General features: G+C 64.0%; 21 protein-coding genes. 2 read left to right on the top strand and 19 right to left on the bottom strand.

Going from position 1 to position 25398, the window contains the following annotated elements; genetic code table 11:
* Positions 1-163 precede the first annotated feature (163 nt).
* Positions 164-3451: a CHAT domain-containing protein gene (locus tag K1X71_01520; GenBank protein MBX7071800.1), complete on the top strand. Its 3288-nt coding sequence runs from the start codon at positions 164-166 to the stop codon at positions 3449-3451.
* Between the two features lie 92 nt (positions 3452-3543).
* Here the strand turns inward: K1X71_01520 and K1X71_01515 are convergent, their stop codons facing one another.
* From K1X71_01515 to queA, 19 genes are all read right to left on the bottom strand, one after another.
* Positions 3544-4467 carry a hypothetical protein gene (locus tag K1X71_01515; GenBank protein ID MBX7071799.1) on the bottom strand — a complete coding sequence of 308 codons (924 nt, stop codon included), beginning with the start codon at positions 4465-4467 and terminating at the stop codon, positions 3544-3546.
* Positions 4457-4996 carry a sigma-70 family RNA polymerase sigma factor gene (locus K1X71_01510; protein MBX7071798.1) on the bottom strand — a complete coding sequence of 180 codons (540 nt, stop codon included), beginning with the start codon at positions 4994-4996 and terminating at the stop codon, positions 4457-4459. Before K1X71_01510 ends, K1X71_01515 begins: the two co-directional genes overlap by 11 nt.
* A gap of 199 nt (positions 4997-5195) precedes the next feature.
* Positions 5196-6566: a glycoside hydrolase family 5 protein gene (locus K1X71_01505; protein MBX7071797.1), complete on the bottom strand. Its 1371-nt coding sequence runs from the start codon at positions 6564-6566 to the stop codon at positions 5196-5198.
* Positions 6567-6901: 335 nt separating this feature from the next.
* The gene (locus tag K1X71_01500; GenBank protein ID MBX7071796.1) at positions 6902-8449 is read right to left on the bottom strand and encodes an NADH-quinone oxidoreductase subunit N; all 1548 of its coding nucleotides are present in this window, start codon (positions 8447-8449) and stop codon (positions 6902-6904) included.
* Positions 8439-10163, bottom strand: coding sequence for an NADH-quinone oxidoreductase subunit M (locus tag K1X71_01495; GenBank protein MBX7071795.1), 1725 nt, complete (start codon positions 10161-10163; stop codon positions 8439-8441). The genes K1X71_01500 and K1X71_01495 overlap by 11 nt, the downstream gene beginning before the upstream one ends.
* Before the next feature lie 52 nt (positions 10164-10215).
* Positions 10216-12387 carry an NADH-quinone oxidoreductase subunit L gene (gene nuoL, locus K1X71_01490; protein MBX7071794.1) on the bottom strand — a complete coding sequence of 724 codons (2172 nt, stop codon included), beginning with the start codon at positions 12385-12387 and terminating at the stop codon, positions 10216-10218.
* Between the two features lie 36 nt (positions 12388-12423).
* Positions 12424-12867 (bottom strand): NADH-quinone oxidoreductase subunit NuoK, encoded by a 444-nt coding sequence (gene nuoK / locus K1X71_01485; protein MBX7071793.1) that lies wholly within the window; start codon positions 12865-12867, stop codon positions 12424-12426.
* Complete coding sequence (locus K1X71_01480; protein ID MBX7071792.1) at positions 12860-13621, bottom strand: NADH-quinone oxidoreductase subunit J; 762 nt, start codon at positions 13619-13621, stop codon at positions 12860-12862. Before K1X71_01480 ends, nuoK begins: the two co-directional genes overlap by 8 nt.
* Entirely contained in the window at positions 13618-14151 is a 534-nt protein-coding gene (locus K1X71_01475; protein ID MBX7071791.1) for an NADH-quinone oxidoreductase subunit I, read from the bottom strand. Before K1X71_01475 ends, K1X71_01480 begins: the two co-directional genes overlap by 4 nt.
* Positions 14152-14168: 17 nt before the next feature.
* Positions 14169-15395: an NADH-quinone oxidoreductase subunit NuoH gene (gene nuoH, locus K1X71_01470; GenBank protein ID MBX7071790.1), complete on the bottom strand. Its 1227-nt coding sequence runs from the start codon at positions 15393-15395 to the stop codon at positions 14169-14171.
* Positions 15396-15419: 24 nt separating this feature from the next.
* Positions 15420-17051, bottom strand: a complete 1632-nt coding sequence (locus K1X71_01465) for a 2Fe-2S iron-sulfur cluster binding domain-containing protein (protein MBX7071789.1) — start codon at positions 17049-17051, stop codon at positions 15420-15422.
* A 13-nt stretch (positions 17052-17064) separates the two neighbouring features.
* Positions 17065-18420: an NADH-quinone oxidoreductase subunit NuoF gene (gene nuoF, locus K1X71_01460; GenBank protein ID MBX7071788.1), complete on the bottom strand. Its 1356-nt coding sequence runs from the start codon at positions 18418-18420 to the stop codon at positions 17065-17067.
* A 2-nt stretch (positions 18421-18422) separates the two neighbouring features.
* Entirely contained in the window at positions 18423-18917 is a 495-nt protein-coding gene (locus K1X71_01455) for an NAD(P)H-dependent oxidoreductase subunit E (GenBank protein MBX7071787.1), read from the bottom strand.
* A gap of 25 nt (positions 18918-18942) precedes the next feature.
* Positions 18943-20160, bottom strand: a complete 1218-nt coding sequence (gene nuoD, locus K1X71_01450) for an NADH dehydrogenase (quinone) subunit D (GenBank protein ID MBX7071786.1) — start codon at positions 20158-20160, stop codon at positions 18943-18945.
* A 19-nt stretch (positions 20161-20179) separates the two neighbouring features.
* Entirely contained in the window at positions 20180-20677 is a 498-nt protein-coding gene (locus K1X71_01445) for an NADH-quinone oxidoreductase subunit C (GenBank protein ID MBX7071785.1), read from the bottom strand.
* A 21-nt stretch (positions 20678-20698) separates the two neighbouring features.
* A complete protein-coding gene (nuoB, locus tag K1X71_01440) occupies positions 20699-21256 on the bottom strand; it encodes an NADH-quinone oxidoreductase subunit NuoB (GenBank protein ID MBX7071784.1) in 558 nt (185 codons plus the stop codon).
* Positions 21247-21645 (bottom strand): NADH-quinone oxidoreductase subunit A, encoded by a 399-nt coding sequence (gene ndhC, locus K1X71_01435; protein ID MBX7071783.1) that lies wholly within the window; start codon positions 21643-21645, stop codon positions 21247-21249. Before ndhC ends, nuoB begins: the two co-directional genes overlap by 10 nt.
* 346 nt (positions 21646-21991) lie before the next feature.
* A complete protein-coding gene (locus K1X71_01430; protein MBX7071782.1) occupies positions 21992-22594 on the bottom strand; it encodes a phosphoesterase in 603 nt (200 codons plus the stop codon).
* A 124-nt stretch (positions 22595-22718) separates the two neighbouring features.
* Positions 22719-23765 carry a tRNA preQ1(34) S-adenosylmethionine ribosyltransferase-isomerase QueA gene (queA, locus tag K1X71_01425; GenBank protein ID MBX7071781.1) on the bottom strand — a complete coding sequence of 349 codons (1047 nt, stop codon included), beginning with the start codon at positions 23763-23765 and terminating at the stop codon, positions 22719-22721.
* On the opposite strand from queA, the gene K1X71_01420 reads away from it, so the two are divergent.
* Complete coding sequence (locus K1X71_01420) at positions 23712-24980, top strand: glycosyltransferase (protein MBX7071780.1); 1269 nt, start codon at positions 23712-23714, stop codon at positions 24978-24980. The genes queA and K1X71_01420 overlap by 54 nt on opposite strands.
* Positions 24981-25398 lie beyond the last annotated feature (418 nt).

Raw genomic sequence — 25398 nt, 5'->3', positions numbered from 1 at the left:
GCTATCGCCGCCTCCCGGCCCGCCCTGGCCGCGGCCCGCTCGGCATTTGCGGTTTTGACGCCTGCGCAAGCGCCGCTATGGTGGAAACTAGCCGGGGCAAGTGGCGCCAGACAGACCGCACGCTCGATTCCATCCTGGCGCCGTCAGTCAACAGGAGCTTGCCATGCGCGCCATTGGCTCGCCGCACCTCATTGCCGTTTACCTGCGCGCCCTGCCGGTAGCCGCGTCGCTATTCATCGCGCTGGCGCTGGCCGCGCCCGACGACGCCCGCGCGCAAGTCGCCGGCCGCATGGCGGCGCCCAGCGACTTCTATCTCCAGATCTTTCGCGATTTTTACGACGGCGATTATCCCGACGCCCTCAAGGTGTATCTGCACGAGGGGCGCGGCGCGATCAAGACCGCCCAAACCAATTGGATCGACTCGATCTGCTATCACACGATGGCCGGCGAGTGCTATTACCAGATGGGCGATCTGTCGCGCGCCCTCTCGCACTACAACTCGGCGCTGCAGCTCTACACCGCCTTCTACGACTGGATGATCCGCGTCCAGTTCCCCCCTACGCTGCAGCCGACCAACCAGATCATGGCCATTCCCTGGGGGCAGCGGCAACGCCCGGCGCAGTTCGCCCACTTTCCCGATGTCGTCCGCACGCTGCAAGGCAGCGTCAGCAACAACAACGTCATCCAGCGCGGCGGCGTCGTCCAAGTCGCCCAATTGTTTCCCATCCGTCCCTTCGAAATCATCCGTTGCACCTCGCTGGCGATTCGCCGCCGCGGCGAGTTGTTGGGGCCGCTCGCCGAACACGATTCGCTCGGCAAAGAAGTGCTGGCCGCGCTCGCGCGCCGCGCCACGCAACCCAACCACTGGTCAGAGACGCTGATCGATCTGCAACTCGGGCTGGCCTATGCCGCCGTTGGCAAGCTCGATCAGGCGCGCCCGATCTTGGAACGCTCGCTGCTCGTCGCCGGCCAGTTCGACCATCCGCTCACCTCCACCGGACTGTTGGAGCTTGGCCGCATCGCCCTGTTGCAGAACGACTACCCCACCGCCAGCCGCTGTTTTGAAGAGGCCACCTATTCCGCCTGCCAATACACCGATCCCGGCGTGCTCGAAGAGGCGTTTCGCCTCGGCCTGACCACGCACCTCATGTCGGGCCGCCCCGAACCCTATCCGCCGCTGGTCGCCGCCGCGGCCTGGGCCAAGGCCAACAACCTGCGCCAACTGCACGTCTCGCTGCTATTGGGCGCGGCCGAAAATATGGCCGTGCTCGGCCAAACGCAGCCAGCGCAAAACCTCTTGGCCACCGCCCGCTCGGCGAGCGGCAATCGCCCGATGCTCCGCGGCCGCGTGGGCGCGCGTCTGAACTATGTCACCGCGCTCATCCTGTATCAGGCCGGTCAAACCGCCAACGCCGACACCGCCCTCGCCAATCTCCTGGCCTACGAGCGCGGCAGCTCGCATTGGCTGTTTCAGATCAACCTGGCCGACAGCATGTACATGCAAGGCACGCTCTCGCCGCGCTCGGCCCTGCTGGTGTATCAACGCGTTCTGCGCGATCCCGATGGCTTTGACTGGGGCTACGATCCCCTCGAAGCCTTGGCCGCGCTGTGTACCCCGCACTCGCAGTCGTACGAAAACTGGTTTCTCACCGCGCTGGAGCGCGACAAGCTGGTCGCCTTCGAAGTCGCCGATGTCGTGCGCCGCCATCGTTTCTTGAGCGCCCAGCCCCTGGGCGGCCGGTTACTCGGCCTGCGCTGGCTGCTCGAAGGTCCGCCAGAACTGCTCGACAAACAATCGACGCTCGATCGGCAAGGGCTCGCCACGCGTTTCGTCAACTACGATCAACTCAGCCAACAAGCGCGCCAGCAGCGCGCCGCGCTGGCCCAAATGCCGCTGGCCAGCGAAGACCCCGAGGCCCAGCGCGCGCTCGGCAACGCGGTGGCCAACCTGGGCGCCGTTTGCCTCGAACAGGAACGCGTCTTACGCGAGATGGCGGTCCGCCGCAATCCCGCCGATCTCGTCTTTCCGCCCCAGCGCAGCCTCAAAAACGTGCAAGAGTCGCTGGCCCAAGGACAGGCGCTGCTTTCGTTCCTCACCACCGGCGCCGGCGTCTACGGTTTTCTGGTCACCGCCACCGACTACGACGTATGGCCCATTGGCGACGTCCCCTCCGTCCACCGCAAGCTGGTGCAACTCTTGCGCGAAATGGGGCTCACCGACGGCAATCGCGCCCTCACCGAGGAACAACTCGCCGGCGTCGAGTGGCGCCGCTACGCCGCCGAACTGTTCACCCTGTTCACCGCCAGCGCCAAGAGCAACTTCCCGGACACCGTGCAAGAACTGGTCATCGTCCCCGACCGCGCCCTCTGGTATGTCCCCTGGGCGGCCCTGCAAATCGGCCCGCAGGATCACACCGAGGCGCTCATCGACAAGTATCGCCTCCGCTTCGCCCCCACCACCGGCCTGGCCGTCGGCGATCCGCGCAGCGCGCCCCAGCACGCGCGCACCCTGCTCGTCGCGGGGCGCCTCTACCCCCGCGGGGGCGAAGAGCTCACCGCCGCCGCCGTGGCCGACATCCAAGCCGCGGTTCCCGGCGTCATCCCGCTCACCAAGCGCCCCCCCGCGCCATCGCATGTCTACGCCTCGGTGATCGATCGGCTGCTCGTGCTCGACGACGCCGACACCCGCACGAAGGGAGACGGCTGGTCTCCCTTGGAAATCGATCAAGGAGTCGCCGGCTCCTCGCTGGCCGACTGGACCATGCTCCCTTGGGGCGCGCCAGATCAGGTGCTTGTCCCTGGCTTTCACTCCGCCGCCGAGAACAGCCTCAAGGGCGCCGCGCTCGACCTGGCCGGCGACGACATCTTTCAAACCGTTTGCGGTTTGCTGGCCTCCGGCACGCGCACTGTGCTTCTGAGCCAATGGCGCACCGGCGGCCAGTCGTCCGTCGATCTGATGCGCGAGTTCGTGCAAGAACTGCCGCACGTCCCTGCCACCAACGCCTGGCAGCGCAGCGTCGTGCTTGCTCGCGACGCCGAGATCGACGCCACCAAAGAGCCTCGTCTGCAGCTCGGCCAGCGCGACCAAGCGCTCAAGGCCAGCCACCCGTTTCTTTGGGCCGGTTATCTGCTGATCGATCCCGGCCCGGCCGGCAAACAGGCCGACGCCCCCGCCGTCGGCGTCGCGCTCGCCGACGCGGGCAAGAACGACAACGCCAACAATCCAGACGCTCAGCCCGCTGGCAATCCGCCGGGCGACAACCCGCCCGACGGCGCCAATCCTCCCGCAGCGGCCGGTGCGCCGATCGGTGGCTTCGCCACGCCCGATGGAGAAATGACCGATGATGCCGACGCCAAGCCCGGCAAGAAAACCAAAAAACGCGCCGCGCCCAAACCCAAGCGCTCACGAATCAAACAGCCCAAAGAGCCAGCGGCCGAAGAACCGGAGTGATCGCCAGCGGCTTGATCTTGGACGCGCGACATTTTCCCGCCGCGCGCGGGACTCGGCGACGCAATACGGAGTGAGCGACGGCCCGTTCCGCGCTACTGCGGACGATATCCCGGCGGCGGATCGGTGCTGAACAGCGATTCGTCGAGCGGCGCGTCGAACACAAAATCGCTCTGCACGAACTCTGTGTCCACCATCATCGGGTCCGTGTGCTGTAGTGATATTTCGATCCGCACCGGCAGCTTCGATGCGGCGTCTACCCAATACGTGCGAGTGGATGTCGAGACGCCGTTGCGACGTTCCAATTTCTCCACGACCTGAAAGCCAATCGCCTCCCGGCCATCGATCTGGCGACCAGGCAACCTCTCGGCCTTGTCGGTCGGCACTTCGCGCAATCGCTGGTAAAAGTCGGCCTGAGGAAGCGCCTTCATCTTGCTTTCCTTCACTTCGCCGCTATCCACGTCGATGCCAAGAATCGTTTGCGACGCGTCAAACGTCCGCGCTTTCGGAAACAGCGTGATGAACTTGCCCGTGCCGTAGTTGTGAATCAACACGTACTCCTCTGGGCTCGATGCCCAATTTTCTCCCTCGGACAATGGATCGCCAGCCGTGGTGGTGGTCACCTCTTCCCGCATGCGATGCGCGCCCAGGATCATGACCTCGCGCATCTCTTGCGGCGCCAATCGATTCTGCTTCGTGCGGTCCTTTCTCCGCTGCACATACTGCACCGACTTGGTCCTGTTCACACTTTCTTGCACCTGCTCAAAGGCCAATGCTCGCGAAGAGCCAAGGCCCGCAAGCCAGCGCTCGCCAGCAAGGAGCAGCAATAGCGTGGCGGCGACGCCCAGCCAGGCGCCGCGCACAAGTACCCGCTGCCTAGTATGTGGCGCCTCGCTGGCGGCCGCGCGCAGCGCCGCGCCCCGCGCGCGCGCGATCGCCCGAGCGGTCGACTCCACATCCGGCGCGACGCGCGACAACCGGCGCATTTCGCGCAGCAATTGTTTATTTTCAGTGTTCACGTTTCGTCTCCAACACAGCCCCCACCTTTGACGGCCGCTGCGCGCCGAGTAAGTCCCGCAGCCGAGATAGAGCGCGATGACATACCGCGCGCACATGATGCGGCGACTTGTCAAGTTGATCGGCGATGGTTGTGTAATCCTGCCGTTCCAGGTAGCGCAGCACGATGACTTCCCGACTTTCGACCGGCAACTGATCGATGGCGTCGAGCATTCGGCGCAATTCTTCTCGTTGCACAAGCTGACCGAGCGGTGAAGGCATCGCCTCGGCGGACGGAGCCGCCGCTGTTTCCGCTGTGCGCATCCGTCGCTGCGCTCGCCGGTAATCGAACGCCAGATTCATGCCCATGCGAACCGCATAGGCCGCCGGATCGCGGGCGCTAGCGCAGCGCTTGTCTTGAGCCAACTTGCAAAACAGTTCCTGCATCAACTCCTCCGCGACGTCGGCGCGGAGCGTCAACCGAACCAGCATGGCGAATAGCCGTGGGCCGTGCTCATCCAAAATCGCCAGTGCTCGGTCCACAAGCTGCAAATTGCGAATCCTCTCCAGGGGCTACTATCAAGGACGCTCGCCGGGCCACGCGCGCAACCAAGAATTTCAAAAATTCTTGCGCCGCCGCGATGGACTCGCAACCGCGCTACTGCCGAGCGCGCTGCGCAAACGAATAGCGCCGCCGGCGGCATGGCGCACCAACCACGCCCGCGCAGCTAGCCCGCCTGCCGTCCGCGGTTCAACGGGCGATATCGCGTCGAAACGCTTGCAGGTACGCCGCGCGAAATTCCGCCGCGGCCTGCGCATCGACCAGACAGCGGTTCCAATCGAGTTCTGGACGCTCCCCCAGCGCGCGCGGCGTCAAAGTTCCATCTCTTTGACGCGCCGCCAACTCGGCGAACGCGCGGCCCCACGCTTTCGGCTGGCCGGTCGCGGTTAGCAAACCGCTGAACTGGCTCGGATCGGTTGCCTCGGGCTGATCGAACAGCCCCCAATTCAACCATCCGACCATCAGCCCTTGCCCGGTTTCGACCACGCGGCGGCACCACTGCGCCTGTTGCTCCTCAGTCGCGGCGGGGTGAATCCCTCGATCAAACACCGGTTTGCCTCCGCCGTACCAGCCAAATTCCGCCAAGACCACTGGCTTACCGAGTCGGGCCAACTCGCGCACGACTCCTTCGAAGTAGGCCAGGTTTTTCGTTTCGGCGTCCGCGCTTTGATATTCATAGGCGCCGTCACAAAACGGATAGAAATGAATCTCGAAGAAATCGAGCAGTGGTCCCTGACGCTCGGGGCGGAAGCCTGAGTAGTGCCGCAACCCCGGCAAGAGCGATGGCACGGACCACTGAATGAACCCCACGGTGCACAGCGCGTCGGGATCGGCCGCTTTGATGGCCTTGACCTGCCGAGCGGTCCATTCGTCGGCCAGGTCCTCGCGAAATAGCTGGTAGTCGAGCAATTCCGCCTTGCCGATCTTGTGCTCGTCCTCGGGAGTTGGCGCCTCGCCCAGCGGTACGGCGCTGGCGTCAACGCCCCAGGCTTGCGCCAGCGCCTCGCGCGTGACATAGCGCTTGAGCAGCCACTCGTTCCAGCGCCGCCGCATCGTCGGCGTCGCGGCCCATGGCACGGCCGGTTCGTTACGCAGGTCGTACGCGAAGATCACATTCCGGCCGGCGTAGCGTTTGGCGAACATCGTCCAGAATGCTTCGATCGTTTCCAGATATTGTTCGCCAGAAATCTGATCCTCGCGGGCCCAGTCCGGAACGCCTTCCCAGTGATCGGGGCCCGTCGGATGCACATAGATACCGGCCTCTTCGGCGAACGAGAGAAACTGATCGAACTTTGTCAGCCCGTCCGGGTTCAGTTGGCCCAACTGATCGCAAAACGACGTGTAGCTGAGAAAGACGCGCACGCAATTGACGCCCAACTCTTTCATGACGGCAAAATCGCGGCGCGTCGCCTCGGCGTCGAACCGCTTCCACACCTGCGGCGCCCATCCCGTGTTCGCGCGAAAGTAGGTGAGCCCCACGGGAGCAAACGCGCGGCCGCTAGCCGTCACGAATGTGCGGTGGTCGGACGACACGCGAATCTTCTCGAGCGGATTCGCCACAGCGATCGCATAGGAATGCGACATGAGAAGAAATACAAGCGACCAAACCATCGGACGCGGGCCCAGTCGTATCGCTCCGCCACGTGGCTCAATCTGCCATGCGCTATTCATGCTGATCCTCGCTCTTGGCGCGCTATGCTGACACACTTAGTCCGAGCTTCCATTGTCAACCGAAGCCGGGGCCGACGTCCATGAGCGCCAAACGCTCACTTGTTTGAGGATACTGCTGGGAATTGGCGTCGAATGCGCTGCCTTGCAGCGACAACGCCCAACTCAATGCGGTTTGATTTCGCGGCGCCGCAATTGCTCAAGGCCGGCGCGGAAATCGTCGCCCGTCAGCGCGCACGTTCCGCCACCGTCGCCACAGCGCCCGCGACCACCGTGCCCGCCGGTCGTGGCGTGCCCAGATTCGCGGCCTTTTGCGACTCGCGCAACAGCGGACCGGGCAAGATGCCGATCGCTAACACCAGCGCTGCGCACGCCACCGCCGCGCCCCAGGCGGCCAGTCCGCCGCCGGCGCTGCGCTCGGTCGCGGGTTCGCGAAACACCATCGCGCCGATCACCCGCAGATAGTAAAACGCCCCCACCGCCGCGTTCAGCGCGCCCAGCACCACCAGCGCCAAAAACCAACCGCGCAGCGCCGCGTCCCCCGGCGCCTCGGCCACGCGCAGCGCGGCAAAGAACACCGTCAGCTTCCCCCAGAAGCCGGCGAAGATCGGGATGCCCGCCAGACTGAACATGAAGATCCCCATCGACAGACCAACGATCGGATACTTCCAACCCAGCCCGGCCAGATCGTCGAGCGTTTCAATCGGGCGCTCGCGGCTTCCCAAGTACGCCAGCGCCGCGAACGTGCCGATCGTCGCCAGCGCGTAGGTCGCCAGATAAAACAGCATGGCGCCCAACCCGTCGGAGCCGCCCGCCTGCGGGCTTTGCGTCGCCGCGAAGCCGGCCGCCACACCCACCAGCATGTAGCCGATATGCGCAATCGACGAATACGCCATCAGCCGCCGCACGTGCGTCTGCCACACCGCCAGCAGGTTGCCCACCGTCATGCTCAAGGCGCCCAGCGCCATCGCCAGATGCCAGGCGGTCCTTTCCTGCCCCGGCATGGCGACCGCCACCAGGCGCACCAGCACGATCAGACCCGCTGCTTTCGGCAGCACCGACAAGAGCGCGGCGTTGCCGTGGCTCGTCCCTTGATATACATCGGGCGCGTAAAACTGAAATGGCGCCGCCGCCATCTTGAAGCCCAGCCCCATAAACAACAGCACCAATGCCAGGGGACCTAGCCGCGCCAGCCCCACGTCGGGCGAATGCGAAAGCAGCGCCGCCTGAATCACCGGCAGTTGCGTCGCGCCCCCCATCCCATACAGCCAACTGAAACCGTACAACAACACGGCGCTCGACAGGATCGAAAGAAAAAAGTACTTCGCCGCCGCTTCCTTGCCGCGATCGCCGGGACGGCCCAGGTACAGCAGCACGTACGTCGGGATCGAAATCATCTCCAGCCCCAAGAACAACAGCACCAGGTCGTTGCCCACCGCGGCCAACATCAGTCCGCTGGTGGCCAGCACCAACGAACCGGTCATCTCAGACCCGTATCCTGGCGCCGACTGCCGCGCGCCCATCATCACCAGCAACAGGCCCGATCCCAGCCCCAACCAGCGGCCATACTGCGCCAACAGATCGGTCGCCACCGCCCCACTGGTCGACGCCACTCCGCCCCGCGCCAAGAGCAGCGCCGCCAACAGCATCGCGCCAGCCGCCAACGCGCTCCATAACCCCCGCGCCGGCACGAACGCCCCCAGCACATAAATCGCCGTCGCCGCGGCGATCAGCACGATCTCGGGCAGCAAATAGTTGATGGTCTCAGCGGTCACGATCGTTGTCTTTCGTTGTTTTCAGGTTGGCCGCCAGCGCCGGCGCTTGTTTGCGGGCGACGCTTGTGGCCGTGGGCGCGGCATGCCACAGGCTATCGAACTTCGCGCTCGCTGCGGCGATGGCCGGCGTCAGCGCGGGCTCCATCGGCTGAATGAACATGTTCGGCGCCAAGCCGATCCACAGCATGAACACCGCGATCGGCGCCAGCGCCGCGATCTCGCGCCCGCTCAAATCGCGCACCGGTCCGGGAGCCTGCCCCGAATGGCCATGCTCCTCGTGCGGCTCGCGCAAGGGTCCATACAAAATACTCTTGGCTAGCCACAACATGTACCAGGCGTTGAGTATCATGCCGGTCACCGACAGCACCGCGATCCAGCGCAATTGCGTTTCCACGGTCCACGGGCCGCCAGAAAAGCCGCGCTGAAACGCCCCCATGAAAAGCATGAACTCGCCCGGAAAGCCGTTGAGCATCGGCAAGCCAATGCTCGACATGGTGAACAACACAAAAAAGAAGGCGTACCACGGCAGTCGCTTGGCGATGCCGCCATACGCGCTGATCTGCCGCGTGTGATAGCGCTCGTACAACATGCCGATCAGCGCGAACAGGCCGCCGGTCGACAGGCCGTGATTGACCATCTGCAGCGTGCCCCCCACCGCGCCCAGTCGATTGAGCGCGAACAATCCCAACATCGAAAAGCCCAAATGCCCCACGCTGGAGTAGGCGATCATCTTTTTCATGTCGCTTTGCGCCAGCGCCACCAGCGCCGCATAGATCACGCCCGCCGCGCTCAGCCAACCGATCGCTGGCGCAAACAGCGCCGTCGCGTCGGGGAGCATCGGCACGCTGAACCGCAAGAATCCGTAGGTCCCAATCTTCAACAAGATCCCCGCCAGCACCACGCTCCCCGCGGTTGGCGCCTGCACGTGCGCCAGCGGCAGCCAGGTATGAAACGGAAACAGCGGCACCTTGACCGCAAACCCCGCGAACAGCGCCAAGAAGATCAACACCTGCACGCTGATCGACATTCCACCCCAGGTCAGCGCCGCGTCGATCGGATGTCGCGCCAGGCCGCTGGTCAGCGCGGCGATGTTGAACGTCATCACCCGGTCGGGCGAGTTGAAGTAATTCCACAGCACGATCGCCAACAGCCCCAAGAAGGTCAGCAGGCTGCCGGCCAACGTGTACAAAAAGAACTTCACCGCGGCGTAGCGCCGATCCTCGCTCCCCCAAATGCCGATCAAAAAGAACAGCGGAATCAGCGTGAACTCAAAAAACACGTAAAACAAAATCACGTCGCGCGCGGCGAATACCCCCAGCATGCCCGATCCCAACACCAACAGCAGCGAGTAGAACCCCGCCGCGTGGTCGCGGATCGCCTCCCAACTCACCAGCACGCATACCAATAGCAGCAGCGCCGACAATCCATAGAGCCAGAAGCTGAGCCCATCCAGCCCCAGCGAAAACTGGATCCCCACCCCGGTCCCCGCCGCCGTGTCCAGCCAGTCATACGCGCGCTTGAACTGCGCCGCGCCGCGCGCCTGCTGCAACACGATGTAGCCCGCCACCGCCAGCGTGGCCAGCGAGGTCCACAGCGCCACCTGCCGCACCGCCCCTCGCCCGGCGTCCGCCACCACCCACACCAAGATCGCGCCCACGATCGGCAGCAAAATGCTGATCGCCAGCGGCACGGACAAGTCAACAGCTTCGGGCATGGTCGAACCTTGCAAGCAGTAAGAACCGACGACTGAAAATCCCAATCACTCGTTACAAAATCACCACGCCAAGCAACAAGATCGCCAGCGCCAGCATCATCGCCAGCGCGTAAAAGTGCAGCACGCCGTTTTCCAGCGTCCGCAACAGCGATCCCGCCGCCGGCGCCAACCAACCCACGGCGTTCACAATGGCGTCGACCAGATGCCAGTCGAGCCACGACAGAAACGTCGCCAGCGTGCGCGCCGGCCAAATGATCAGCGCGTTGTAAATCGGATCGAAAAAGAACTTGCCGCTCGACAACCGGTAAACCGGCTGCATCAGCCGCGTGAGGAAATCGATCTCGCGCTGATCCCCCAGATACAAGTACCAGGCGCCAATGAAGCCGAGCACCGCGATAATCATGCTGATCGTGGCGACATCCAGATGGAAGTGATGCGATCCGTGCGGAACCAAAGGCCCGTAGGCCATGCTTGGCGCCAGCGCCAGAAAATTGGCGAAGCCGTGGGTGTACTCGAACCACGCGCCCACGCCCAGCGCGAACGCCGACAAAATCACCAGCGGCCCGGTCATCACCAGCGGCGATTCGTGGGCGTGATGCCCCGCCTCGTGCGGGATGCGCTCCGGCCCGTAGAACGTCATGAAGAAAGCGCGAAAGGTGTAGAACGAAGTTAGCGCGGCGGTGAACAGGCCGGCGTAGTAAACCCATTGATACAGCGCGGCGCCGTCCCCCTCGCGCGAGCGGTCGAGCGCGGCGCCGAGGATGGCGTCCTTGCTCCAGAAGCCGGCCAGCGGAAAGAACCCCGCCAGCGCCAAGGCGCCAATCAAAAACGTCGCGTGCGTGATCGGCAACTTGCGCCGCAGGCCGCTGAAGCTGCGCATGTCGATCACGCCCCCCATGGCGTGCATCACGCTCCCCGCGGCCAAAAACAACAACGCCTTGAAGAACGCGTGCGTGAACAGGTGGAACATGCCCGCCGTGATCCCTGCCAGCGTCCCTACCCCCAGGCCCACGAACATGTAACCGAGTTGACTGATGGTTGAATAAGCCAGCACTCGCTTCAGATCAGTCTGCGTGACGGCGATGATCGCCGAAAACAGCGCCGTGAACGCGCCGATCGCCGCCACCACGTAATACGACTCCGGCGCGCTCAAGTACAACGGCGCGCAGCGCGTCACCATGTACACCCCCGCCGTCACCATCGTCGCCGCATGAATCAGCGCGCTCACCGGAGTGGGGCCTTCCATCGCGTCGGGCAGCCACACGTGCAGCGGAAACTGCGCGCTCTTGCCACATGCGCCCGCCAGCAGCAGCAGGCAAATCGCCAGTCCCACACCCCCCCCCACATAGGCGTCGGCCGGGTCGGCCAGCAACCGGCTTTGCCCCAAGACGCCAGAGACCTGCACCGCGCCGTCCGGGGTGGTCACGTCGTGGTAGTTCAGCGTGCCATAGGTGGTCCACATCAGGAACAACCCGAGCACGAAACAAAAATCGCCCACGCGATTGACCAGAAACGCCTTCATACCCGCGGCGGCAGCCGCGCGCTTCTCATACCAAAAGCCGACCAACAGATAACTGCATAGCCCCACCGCTTCCCAAAACGCGTACAGCAACACAAAGTTGCTCGCCGACACCAACATCGTCATCGAGAAGATGAACAGCGACACGTACGTGAAGAAGCGCCAATACCCCGGATCGCCGTGCATGTAACCAATCGCGTAAATCACCACCAACGACGACACCAAGGTGACCATCGACAGCATGATCGAGGTCAACGGATCGGCCCGCAGCGCCACGTCGATCCGAAAATCAAATCCTTGCGTGTCGGGGTTGCCCACCAGCACCGCGCCGCTGGGTGTCTGCTCGTGCGGCAACTTTACGTCCAAGCCGGTGTAAGCGTCGTCCACGCTGGCCCAGGTCCACAGATTGCGCACATGCTCCCAGCCCACGCTCTTGCGGTTCGTCGATTGCGCCGCGTCCGCTGGCCCGTGCGCGCCGTCGCCTTCCGGCGCGTGAGTCGCAGCCCCTTCCGCTGCCGCGCTGGCCGCGGTCCGCACGTCGTACAAAAGCACCAAGCTGAGCGCGAACGCCGTCACCGTGGCCAACAGCACTGGCCAGTGACTCAACTCCCGCAGCACATAGCGACCCAGCGCGGCCGTGATGACCGTCGCCGCCAGCGGCAGCGCCGGGATCAAGACCATCAGCAAATCAATGCGTTCTTCCATCCGTCAATTCCACTCTCGCGCCGCGCCATGTCAGCGCTAAACGCGCATCCGATAATTTGTGTCGATCTCCGGCAATGCCGGCTCCACCCCCGCCGGCGTTAGTTGCGGCCACGCGTGGGTTTCCAACGTCGTCTCGGGCAACTGTTCATCCACGTACAGCGGCTGGTTGTCTTCGCGCAAGCTTTGCCAAACCACCATGTCCAGCGTGCCCCGCGCCCGATACAGTCCCATCACCAGCGCCAGCGCGATCGCCGCCTCGCACGCCGCCACGGTGAGTATGAAGATCACCAGGATCTGGCCGCCCCAATCGTTGTGATACCGGCCCCATGCGGCCAGACTCACCGACACCCCTTGCAGCATCATTTCCGCCGCCAGGAACATCACAATCATGTTCCGCCGCGTCAGCAGGCCCAACAGGCCCAGCCCAAACAGCACGGCGCCCACGACCAAATAGTTTTGCAACAGCGCTTCTTCAACCATGGCGCGCCTCGCGTCGGGCGTGTTTGCTTGACTTGTCTTGCATCACGATCGCCACCGCGCCGACCAGCGCCACCAACAGCAGCGTGCCGGCGATCTCAATCGCCACCAGATACTGGCTGAACAGCCGGCGCCCCAGGTGCGCCATGTGTTCGCCCGCCAAAATCTCCGCCTCGCGCGCCGCGGCGGTGATTTGCGTCGCCGCGATCGGCGACCCGGCCGCCGGCGCCTCGTCGCGCGTCAGCGTGCGCACCACCACCACGGTCAACGCCACCACAATCACCGCGGCGGCCGGCGCCGCCAGCCACGGCTCCCAACTCATCCGATCGTAGTAATCGCGCCCACTGGGGTTGGCGAACATCAGCACGAACAAAAACATCACCAAAATCGCGCCGGCGTACACCGTCAGCGTCGCCACGCCCAAGAACTGCGCTCCCTGCAAAAACAACAGCCCCGAGACGCCCAACAGCGTCAGCGCGAACCAGATGGCGCAATACACCGGATTGCGAAACGTGATCGTCGCCCCCGCCGAGAGCAACGTCACCGCCGCCAGCACCAGAAACACGCTGTCGGTGAGCCAGTCCCCCAGGCGGTCGATCCGCGACATGAGCAGCCCCAGCATCACCACGCCCAGCACCGCCCCCAACGCTCGGCCGCGCTGGCCGCGCCGCGGCAGCATCAGCCACAGTCCCCAACCGCCGCAAAACGCGGCCGCCAGAAAAATCCATTGATCGGTTGTCACGTCGCTCAAATTCATCGCGCGGCCGCCTCTCGTTCCATGGGGCTCGGCTCCGCGTCCTTGGTCTGGTCGTACACGCTGAGCAGCTTTTCCTTGTCGAAGATCATCTCCTCGCGACTCCGCCCCGTCAGGTCGAACAGGCTCGTCAATTCAATCGCGTCCACCGGACACGCCTCTTCGCACATCCCGCAAAAGATGCAGCGCAGCTCGTCGATCGAAAAGCTCTCCGGGTACTTCTCCCGATCCGGCCAAGGGCTCTCCGCGCCAATAATGTCGATGCAATGCGCCGGGCAAGCCGTCGCGCACAAGAAGCACGCCACGCACTTTACCCGCCCCTGCTCGTCTTTGTTCAACCGGTGCACCCCCCGATAGATCAGCGGATTGCCGATCGTCGGCCGTTCCTCCGGAAAGCTCACCGTCATCTTCGGCGAAAACAAATGCTTGGTGGTCACCGTCAGCCCTTGCACCACCAGCGGCAAATACATCTTGCCCGCCAGCCCCAGCTTTGGCTCCGGCACCCAGGTGATGGCGGGGTCGTTCGATTTCACGTGCGTTGGCTCCCGATTTAGCGCGGCAACAGGTAGGCGTCTTCCGAGGCGGGCAGATCAAGCCGCGGACGGTTGTCGGCGAACCACGGCGCGGCCAGCGCGGCGGCCGCCACCGAGGCGACCAGCGTGATCCACCCGGCCACAATCATCCAAAACGCGCCACCGGCGCCTTGCAGGTAGCCCGACATGAACAGTTCGACCAGTACGGCGACCACCACCAGATTCACCAGCCCCAGCGGCAGCATCACCTTCCAGGCCAGGTTCATGAGCTGATCAAAGCGAAATCGGGGCCAGGTCCAGCGGACCATCATCATGAACACGATCACGCCCAGCGCCTTGCCCAACAGCACCAGCACCCGCAAGATCGCCTGCCCCCAGCCGGTCACCGCCGCCTCGCTGCCGGTGATGAACCAAAAATGCCACCCGCCTAAAAACAAGATCGTGATCAGCACCGCCGCCGTCACCATGTGCAGGAACTCGGCGATGAGATACAAAAGCAGCCGCATCCCGGAGTACTCGGTGTGATAGCCGCCGATCAGTTCCTGCTCCGCTTCCGGCAGGTCGAACGGCAATCGCGCGCTCTCGGCGAACGCCGCGATCAAAAACACCAAAAAGCCCAACGGCTGCACAAAGATGTTCCACGTTCCGGCGGCCGCCTGCTGCTCGATGATGCGGTCCAGTCGCAAAGAGCCCGAGTACAGCACCACGCCGAGGATGCCTAGCCCCAGCGGCACCTCGTAGGAGATGAGCTGCGCGCTGGAACGCAGCCCGCCGATGAAGCTGTATTTGTTGTTGCTCGCCCAGCCCCCCAAAATCACGCCATACACCGCCATGCTCGACAGCGCGAAGACGTACACCAGCGCCACGTCGATGCCCGGCGCCACCACCAGCGGAATTTGATGATCGATGCCGGCGAACTTCGGCACGTAGCTGCCAAACGGAATCACCGCGAAGGTGGCCAAAGCCGCCGCCAAGATCGAAACCGGCGCCAGCGTGTAGAGCCACCGGTCCACGTGACTCGGCGTGTACTCTTCTTTGAAGATGAACTTGAGCCCGTCCGCCAGCGGCTGACCCAGGCCAAACAGTTTGATGCGGGTCAGCGGTATGCCCACCCGGTTCGGTCCCTTGCGGTCTTGCACCCACGCCGCGATCCAGCGCTCCAACAGCACCAGATACGCCGCCGCGGTCATCAGGCCACCGCACAGCAGCGCGATCTTCACGATCGCTTCCACCGAGATCGACATTGAAGAAGGATCCGCCATGACTCGCTACCGGCTCAGCGCCGCCTCCGTGCTGGGGGTGGCCGCCGCCTTTAGATCAACGCCGGTCTCGGGCACGCCTTGCGCCGCCGCGGCAAAGAACGGAATCGTCGCCGCGATCTCATCCAGCACGCGCCGCGATTTGTAAAGGCCCCCCAACTCCAACAGTTGCCAATACACGCTCCCCTCCACTCGGGCGCCGGCCGGCGGACGCACGGCCCATTGGGCAAACTGCAAGCGATCCGCGTAGTTCACATACGAACCCTCGCGCTCGGCGAAGGCGCCCCCCGGCAGTCGCAGGGTCGCCCGCTGCCACAGTGGCGAATCGAACATGTCTTGCACGATCAACAGCCCCACGCCGGCAAACCGCGCCGCAGTCTTGTCGTCGATCCAGGCCGAGGGATAACCCCCTGTCACCCACACCGCGCCAAATTTTTCCTTCGCCAGCGATTGCGTGAAATCTTCCCAGCCCAGCACGTCGCCGGCGAAGTGCCGAATCACCTCCTCGACGCCGCGCCGATTCGGCGCCTTCTCCGCGCGAATCGTAAAACCGCTCTTAAATCGTTCGTCGTCTCCCACCACCGGCACAGGCCCCAGCGCCAGCGTGACGTTGGCGTCCACCGCCCGGGCAAACTTGCCCAGCAGATACGCTTCTTCCACCGTCAAATGCGGCGACAGCACGACCGCCAGCCGCTCCGCGTCTTTGAGTTGTCCCACCAACTCCAACAGCGCGTCGGACCATTCCACCGCTGCGTATTGGTCGCCGCGCAGCGCCTGCACGCCGATCAATCGCTCGCTGCTGTGGACATGGTGATAGCCGTAGCGCCCCTCGTCGCACATCCAAAATTGGTTGACGTGCGGATTCTCGCGTGGCTTGAGTCGCCACACCCGATCCTGGTTCTCCTCCACCGTGATCGAGCAACCGGTGGAGCAACCGGTGCAGACCCCCGGATGCTGCTTCAAGAACCACACCCGTTGCTGGTACAAAAAGTCCTTGTCGCCCAGCGCTCCCACTGGGCACAAATCGACCACGTTCCCCGCCAACTTGTTTTCCAACGGAAAGCTGGGGAACACGTCGATCTCTTCGTGCGCGCCGCGGTTGATCACCATCAACTCGCTGCTGCCGGCCACCTCGCGACAGAACCGCACGCAGCGACTGCACATCACGCAGCGATCGACAAACAACGAGACCGTCGGCCCCATCTCGCGCCGCCGACTGGTGAACGGCCGCACGTCGGTTCGTCGCTCCGATTGGCCATGCTCAAAGTGATAGTCTTGCAGGTAACACTCCCCCGCCTTGTCGCAGATGGGGCAGTCGATCGGGTGATCGATCAACAGGTCCTCTTCCACGATCGCGCGCGCCTGCTTCACCTTTTCGCTCGTGGTGACGAACACCGTGTTCGGCGTGGCCGGCGTCTGGCAGGCGGGCACCAGTTTCGGCAACATCGTGATCGCGCCAGTCTCCGCGTTGCGTGTGCCGGTCTCCACCAGACACATACGGCAACTGGCCACCACGGTCAGGCCGGGGTGCCAGCAATAGCGCGGTATGTCCACGCCGGCGCGCCGCGCGACCTGAATGCCGTTCAAGCGCTCCTGATCGCCGATTTCAATTTCTTGGCCGTCTACCAGTACGATGCCCATGCCTGTTGCTTTCCTAGTGCGCCGTGACGATTGGCAGCGCGGTCGCCGGCGCCGTTTGCTCGTAGCCGTGGGGATTGGTGCGCTTGATGTAGTCTTCAAACTCGCCGCGAAACTTGCGGATCGCGTTCTTGATCGGCCACGCGGCGCCGTCGGCCAGCCCGCAAATGGTCGTGCCCGGCATAATCCCGATCGTGTCGCCGATCTCCAAAAGCAGTTCGAGATCCTTGAGTCGCCCCTTGCCCAACTTGATCCGCTCCAACATCCGCAGCGACCAGTTGGTCCCCTCGCGGCAAGGCGTGCACTGCCCACAGCTTTCGTGCGCGAAGAAGCGACAACTGTTGTGCAGAAAGTCGATCATCGAGGTCTGGTCGTCCATCACCACCACCGCCGCCGTGCCCAACCCCAGGCAGCCCACGCGCCCCGGCCCGGCAAAGTCGAGCGGCGTGTCCAGCTCCGCCTCGGTCAACAGCCCCATGCTGATGCCCCCCGGTATCGCGGCCTTGGCCCGCCGTCCCTTCCACACCCCGCCCCCATACTCGTCGATGAGTTGTCGGCAGGTGATCCCCAGCGGCGCCTCGTAGCAACCCGGCTTGTTCACGTGGCCGCTCAAGCAATACAGCTTGGGACCATAGCTCCCCGGATCGCGCGGATTGTTCGGATCGGCGGGCACGCCGATCGACTTGAACCAGTCGGCGCCCCGATCGACGATGTGCTTCACGCAACAGACCGTCTCAATGTTGTTGACCACCGTCGGCTTGTGGAACAAGCCTTCGACCGCCGGAAACGGCGGTTTGATGCGCGGCCAGGCTCGCTTGCCTTCCAGGCTTTCAATCAGGCCCGTCTCTTCACCGCAGATGTACGCCGCCGCTCCGCGATGCAAATAAATGTCGAGCGAAAAATCGCTCCCTAGGATGTTCTTGCCCAGTAGCCCCGCCGCGTAGCACTCGTCGATCGCCATCTGCAAGCGCTGGTACGACAACGGATACTCGTAGCGAATGTAGATATATGCCGTCGTCGCCCGCGTGGCGAACGAACTCAGTATCACCCCTTCCAGCACCTGATGCGGATCAAGCTCCATCAGGTAGCGATTGTTGAACGTGCCCGGCTCGCTTTCGTCGGCGTTGATGCACATGTAGATCGGGCCGGGATGTCCCTTGGGGAGGAACGTCCACTTGAGCCCGGTCGGAAAGCCCGCCCCGCCCCGCCCGCGCAGGTTGCTCGCCTTCACCACGTCGATCACCGCGGCGCTGGTCATCTCCGTCAGCGCGCGGCGCATCCCCTGGTAGCCCCCCGTCTCCTCGTACACGCGCAGCGTGTGGCTGTCGGGTCGCGCGATGTTGGCCAGCAGCACCGGTTCGAACTTCGCCACGCTCACGCTCCTCGCTGGGCCAAATACTGGTCGATCTTCTCGGGCGTGAGACTGGTGTGCAGCGTGTCGCCCGCCAACATGCACGGCGCGTGCTCGCAGGCGCCCAGGCACTCGGCAAACTCCACCGTCAGCCGGCCGTCGGCGGTCGTCTCGCCCGGCTGCACGCCGGCGCGGTGACACAGATGCTCCAAAATCTCCTCGCCGCCGCGCAAGGCGCAGCTCACGCTGCGGCACACCCAGGCCCGGGTCTTGCCGTGCGGCGCGTCCTGCTTGAAGAAGCCGTAAAACGAGAGCGTGTCTTGCACCTCCGCCGGCTTCAGCTCCAGCAGTTCGGCGATCTCCACCACCGCTTGCAGCGGCACATGCCGCAGCCGCTCGTTCACAATGTGCAAGGCCGGCAGCGTCACCGCCTGCCGCGTGGGATAACGCGGAAAGTAGGCGCGGATCGCCGCCACCATCTCGTCGGTCAGCACGCGTTGGCCGTTGGTGTGGGACAAGCTCTCGACTCCGGGCGGCAAATGGTTAGCGATCGAGCTCCGCGGCAATGATGTTCAAGCTGCCCAGCACCGCCACGATGTCGCTGAGCGTGTGCCCCTTGATCAAATACGGAAACAGGGCGAAGTGGATGTACGACGGCGGCCGGCATCGCGCCCGATACGCCACGTCGCTGCCGTCCCCCGCGATGTAAAATCCCAGCTCGCCGTTGGGGCTCTCAATCGCCGCATAGCATTCTTCGTTCGGCACTTCAAAGCCGCGGTTGCTCATCACCAGCTCAAAGTGCGAAATCAGCCCTTCGATGGTCGAATACACCTGCGTCTTGCGCGGCAGCGCGGTGCGCTGGTCGATGCCCACGTTCACCGGGCCCGATGGCAGATTCTCGATCGCCTGCTCCACGATCTTCAGGCTCTCGCGCATTTCGGCCATGCGCACCAGGTAGCGCGTCAGGCAATCGCCCGCCGTGGCGCAGCACACCTGAAAATCAAAATCGCCATACGCCAGATACGGCTCGTCTTTGCGCAGGTCGCGCGTCACGCCGCTGGCCCGCGCGATCGGTCCGGTGGCGCTGCGCGACAGCGCCTCGGCCTTGCTCAACAGGCCCACCCCTTTGGTCCGATCGATGAAGATGCGATTGCGGTTGAGCAGTCGCTCCATGTCGTCCAACGTCTTGGGAAACGCCCGCGCGAAGGCCCGCACCTTTTCCACGAACAGCGGCGTGGCGTCGTACATCAGTCCGCCGACCCGCGTGTAGCTGTTGGTGAACCGCGCGCCGCACACCGTCTCAAAGATGTCGTACAACGCCTCGCGCTGATTGAACGCGTACAAAAAGAACGTGAACGCCCCCACGTCCAGGCCCACCGCGCCGTTGCACAACAGATGGTCGCTGATCCGCGCCAACTCCGCCACGATCACCCGTAAATACTTGCAGCGCGGCGTCAGCTCGATCCCCATCAGCTTTTCCACCGCGCCGTGCCAGGCCACGTTGTTGGCCATCGGCGAGATGTAATTCATCCGGTCCGTGACCGTCACGTACTGGTTGTAATCGAGGTGTTCGCCAATCTTCTCAAAGCCCGAGTGCAGGTAGCCAATGTCGGGCACGGCATCCACCACGCGCTCGCCATCCAGCCGAATCACCAACCGCAAGGTGGTGTGCGTGGCCGGATGCTGCGGACCAAAATTGAGCGTCCACAAATAGTCCTGCTCATCGGTCGCGGCGCCAGGCTCGCCCGGCTGCGTCAACATGGCGGATTCCAACGACATGTCAGCTCTCGCTCCTCAGCAGAACCGGGAAGTTGTGCCGCTCGCCGCGCCCTTGCAGCGGGTAATCCTTACGCAGCGGATACGCCGTGAACTCCTCGGGCATCAAGATTCGCCGCAGATCGGGGTGCCCCGCGAACCGGATGCCGAACATGTCGTACACCTCGCGCTCCATCCAATTGGCCCCCTCCCACAGCGGCACAACCGAGGGAACCGTCAGGTCGGGCTCGTTGACGAACACCCGAATCGTCACCCGCTCGTTGGTTGTGGTGTTGGTCAGCAGGTACACCAGCCCAAACCGATCGGTGGCGTCGCGATAGTTCAGATAGTCGACGCACGTCACATCCACCAGCAGATCGAATCCCCGCTGGTCGCGCAAAAAGCGCATCGCCGCCAACAGCGAGTCGCGCGGCACGACCACGCGCGTCCCCCCGCGAAACTCGCTCGACTCCAGGCCGGCGAAGTTGGCGCTTAGCGCTTGCAACGTCTCGGGCAGCAACATGCGTCGATAGTCGGCAAAGGTTTAACGGTTGAGTTGCGGAACGTTGTGCAGGATCGGCAATTCCATCAGCGCCCGCTTCGGCTGCTGCCGCGCGGCCACCTCGAACTCGCGCCCGGTGATCGTCCCCTCGCGCTGAATCTTGTCTTGCAGGTCGATGATCGACTGAATCAATTGCTCCGGCCGCGGCGGACAGCCCGGCACGTACATATCGACCGGTATGAAGCGGTCGATTCCCTGCACCACGCAATAGGTGTCGAACACGCCCCCGGTCGAAGCGCAGGCCCCCATCGAGATGCACCACTTCGGCTCGCTCATCTGCAACCAAATGCGTTGCAGCACCGGCAGCATCTTCATCACCACCCGCCCCGCCACGATCATCAAGTCGCACTGTCGCGGGCTGAAGCGAAACACCTCGGCGCCAAACCGCGCCAAGTCGTGGCGGCTAGCGCCGGTCGCCATCAACTCAATGCCGCAGCACGCGGTGGCAAACGGCATTGGCCACAGGCTGTTCTTGCGGCACCAGTTGGCCAGCGAATCAAGCTGCGTCACCACCACGTTTTCGGGCAGTTCTAGCGCCATTCAAACACCCCCTTGCGCCAGGCATAGACAAAGCCCAGGGCCAGCAGCGTGATGAACACCAGCACCTCGGCGAACACCAGTCCGCGTCCGCTCACCAGGCCCTGCTCCACCGCGCGGTTGATCCCCTCCAGATCGCGCGTGGCGACCGCCCAGGGATAAAGAAACAACAGCTCGACGTCGAACACCAGAAACGCGATCGCCACCAGATGAAAGCGCACGTCGAACCGGCGCCGCGCGTCGTGAATCGGGTCCATGCCGCTCTCGTACGGCATCTCCTTCACTCGGGTCTGCCGCGCCGGACCAATCAGCCAGCTCACCAGCAGCATTCCGCCCGAAAGCGCCACTGCCACCACGGCAAAGAGAAAAATGGGAAGCCAATCGGCGACCATGGGCGCGCACCTGAACCCGCGGAAAACAGCCACTTTGTGAACAGTTTCACAAAGTGCTCCCAGAAAAACGCCCGGCTATCCAGCCGAGCGACTCAAAAATCGTATCGGCACTTGCCAAGGACGTCAACGGAAGCGCAGCGCGCGTCCACTGCCGCCGCAAATCCTCCGCGCATAAAAAAACCTTCGTAGGCGGGGCAGGAACCTACGAAGGCGCCTGAAACGGGGTCAAAGACCCCGGATCATTACGAAATTGTGTCGATCGCTGCCGCCGGTGAACACCCCACGTTCGGGCGGGAGGTCCGACGACGCCAGAACCCTAACAAACCGCGTCCACCGTTGGCAAGAGTCATCCTGCGAAGAGTGATTCCAAACTAATCTTCGACCACGTCTCAAAATCGTCGAGATCGGCCAGCAGCTCGCTCACCGGCACAAAGCCCGCCTCCAACAGGTCGGCCTCGCGCGGCGCCACGGCCGGCTCGCGCACGTCCAAGAGATGCACCACTCCTAGGTGGACGCGCCCCACCGCCGTCTCGTCGTCGTTGATCAGTCCCACCCGCCGATCGCTGTACTCGGTGTCGATCCGCACCTCCTCGGCCAACTCGCGGCGCAGCCCTTCCAGGTACGGATCGGCGCCGATCGCGCCCCCGCAGTCCTCGCTCGAAATATGCCCGCCCACGCCGATGCTGCGCTTGGCGTGTAGTCGCCCCTCGCCTTGTCCCGAACCGCGCCGGTACTGAAACACATGCGCCACGCCCGCCGCGTCCACATAGCGAAAGATGCAGTACGGTATCAACTGCTTGAAGCTCGGGTCCTGCTCCATCTCCCCGCGCGGACGATACGACACGTGTTCCGGCCGCAGCAGTTCGCTCAGATAGCGCTCCGCGTCGGTCGAAAACCCTTGAAAGTGTCCCAGCCCATGAAACACAGGGGTCGGCACAACCAACACCATTTCGGCGGCGACTTCCAGCACGGCGCATCCTCCGTGAACGATTTGCGGGGTGAAACGGGGCCATCAGTATAGAGGCCAGTTGCGCCGTCGACGAGTCGCCGCGCAGCGGTCTCGCCAGCGCCGCCTACAAAATCAACATCGCGTCGCCATAGCTGTAAAAGCGGTATTCCTCGCGAATCGCCTCGTCATACGCGCGCCGGATCAACTCGTCCCCGCCAAACGTCCGCACCAGCACCAATAGCGACGAACGCGGCAGATGAAAGTTCGTCATTAGCCCATCCACGATGGCGAACCGATACCCCGGCCGCACAAAGAGTCGCGTGTTCCCCTCCCATGCGCGCGGCGCGCCGTCGGCTGCGACGGTCTCCAAGGTGCGCACGCTCGTCGTCCCCACCGCCACCACGCGTCCGCCCGCCGCGCGCGCCGCGCCAATGGCCGCCGCCGCTTCGCCGCTCACCGCGCACCATTCCGAATGCAGCGGATGCTCTTCCACCTGGTCGGCCTTGATCGGGCGGAACGTGTCCAACCCCACATGCAGCGTCACGCGGGCAGTCATCACCCCCACGCCGCGCAGCCGATCCAATAACTGCGTCGTCAGATGCAGCCCCGCCGTTGGCGCCGCCGACGAACCTAGTGTCTGTGCATAGACCGTTTGATACCGGCCAATGTCCCCCTCGCGTCCCACGCCGTGGCGAATGTAGCACGGCAGTGGCGTTCGACCAGCCTGCTCCAACAGTTCCCAGGTCGCGCCCGGCAACTTCGGCTCCGCCAGCCACACGCCGTCGGCCTGTCGCTCCACAAGCCGCAGTGCGAAGGCGTCGCCGCCGTCGGACCGCTGCAGAATCACCTCTTCGCCCGGCTGTATCTTTCCCCGCGTGCGCCCCAATAGCCGCCAGGCGCCGCTCGCCTCCACCGACAGAAACAGCCCCTCCCAGCGCCCCCCGGTCAGCGCCCGCCGCCCCACCAACCGCGCCGGCGCCACCTTGGTGTCGTTCAGCACCAGGCAGTCCCCCGGCCGCAATAGCTCGGGCAGGTCGCGCACGTGCCGATGCTCAAGCGTCCCGGCCTGCCGATCCACCACCAACAGCCGGGCGTCCGCCCGGTTCGGCAGCGGGAATTGAGCAATGCGTTCCGCGGGCAGGTCGTAGTCGTAGTCGGCCGTGCGAGTCATCATGGGAGCGACAGTATATTCAGCCACAACCCAGCGGCGACACTCCGCCGCGCTCCACACCATCCCCATCACCCAACAGGCGCCGCGGCCATTCGCATCGCGTTTTGCATCACCGAACTGCAAACCGGCGGCGCCGAGCGCGCGCTGGTCGAATTGGCCGCGCGCATCGACCGCCAGCAGTTCCAGCCCATTGTCTATTCGCTAGGCCCGCCCCCCCGCCCCCCGCACGACGAATTGCCGGCGCGTCTGGCCGCCGCTGAAGTGCCGGTGGTCTATCTGAATGCCACTAGGCCGTGGCACGCCGCTGGCAGCGTCTGGCGCCTTGCCCGTCACTTCCAGCAGCGGCCTCCCGATGTGGTGCAAACCTTTCTCTTTCACGCCAACTTCATTGGCCGACTGGCGGCGCGACTGGCCGGCGTGCCGCACGTCGTGGCCGGCATTCGCGTGGCCGAGCAGCAACAGCGCTGGCACTTGTGGCTCGATTGGGCCACCAGTCCACTGGTCGACCGCTATATCTGCGTCAGCGACGATGTCCTCACCTTCTCGCACCAGGCGGGCGGCCTGCCGCGGCAAAAGCTGCAATCTATCGGCAATGGCGTCGATCTCGCCCGCTTCGCGGTTCCCCGCATTGGGCTAGCCAACCTGGCCATCGACCAAAATCGCAGTCTAATCACCTATGTTGGTCGTCTGGAGGAGCAAAAACGTCACCTCTGGCTGCTGCGACTCATGCCGCCAGTGCTGGAACAATTGCCAGACCACGATCTGTTGATCGTCGGCGACGGACCCCAACGCGATCAGGCAGTACGCCTCGCCGCCGAACTTGGCCTGAGCCGGCGTGTCCACTTCGTCGGCTGGCGTCCCGATGTGCCCGCAATACTGCGGGCCAGCGAGCTACTGGTACTCCCCTCTGCCTGGGAAGGCATGCCCAACGTCGTGTTGGAAGCAATGGCCGCCGGCCTGCCGGTAGTGGCCACTCGTGTCGAAGGGGTGGCTAGCTCGCTTGGCGACGCCGCCGAGGAGCAAATCACCGCGCCCGATGATTCCGCCGCGTTTTCTCGACAAATCGTGAAAATCGCCGGCAATTCCGCATTAGCGGCCGAACTGGGCGCGGCAAACCAGCGCCGCGCGGCCGAGTTTTACGGGCTCGATGCGATCGTGCGACAGTACGAAGCGGTCTACCAACAGCTCTTCCACAAGCGCGCCGAGCGCGGCTGAAATCGCGCCGAAAAAAATTTCTAAAAATCTCGTCGGCCGCTAGCATCGACTCAAACCAAGCCGTGGATTGAAGGTACGAAATCGGCTGGCGATTGGTCCGCTTTCGACCAACAAAAGCTTGCTTGACCCAATCGCCGAAAGGGATATTCTTGGCCCGTACTGGTTCGCCTGTGACGGCCCCAATCATCCGCCGCCGACGAGCCATAGCCTAGTCGCAAACCATTGCTGCTAGTGCGCTTACACGCAGGGCGACGCCAGTCAGCGGCCACCGACTGTCGTCTAATTCGGCCTCGGCCGAGCCCTGCTTTGAGCAGCGCCGCCTCGCAGGATGTCGGGGCGGATCCTTCATATCCGCGAAGCCATAGGTCGACGCGTCTTCGTGGACGCTTGAACCACAAATGGGCGCACGGATGCGCCC

The organism is Pirellulales bacterium (genome assembly GCA_019694455.1).
In the GTDB taxonomy this organism is placed as follows: Bacteria; Planctomycetota; Planctomycetia; order Pirellulales; family JAEUIK01; genus JAIBBY01.
Note: the sequence above shows the minus strand (reverse complement) of the source record. Positions and strands in the feature narration are given on the sequence as shown.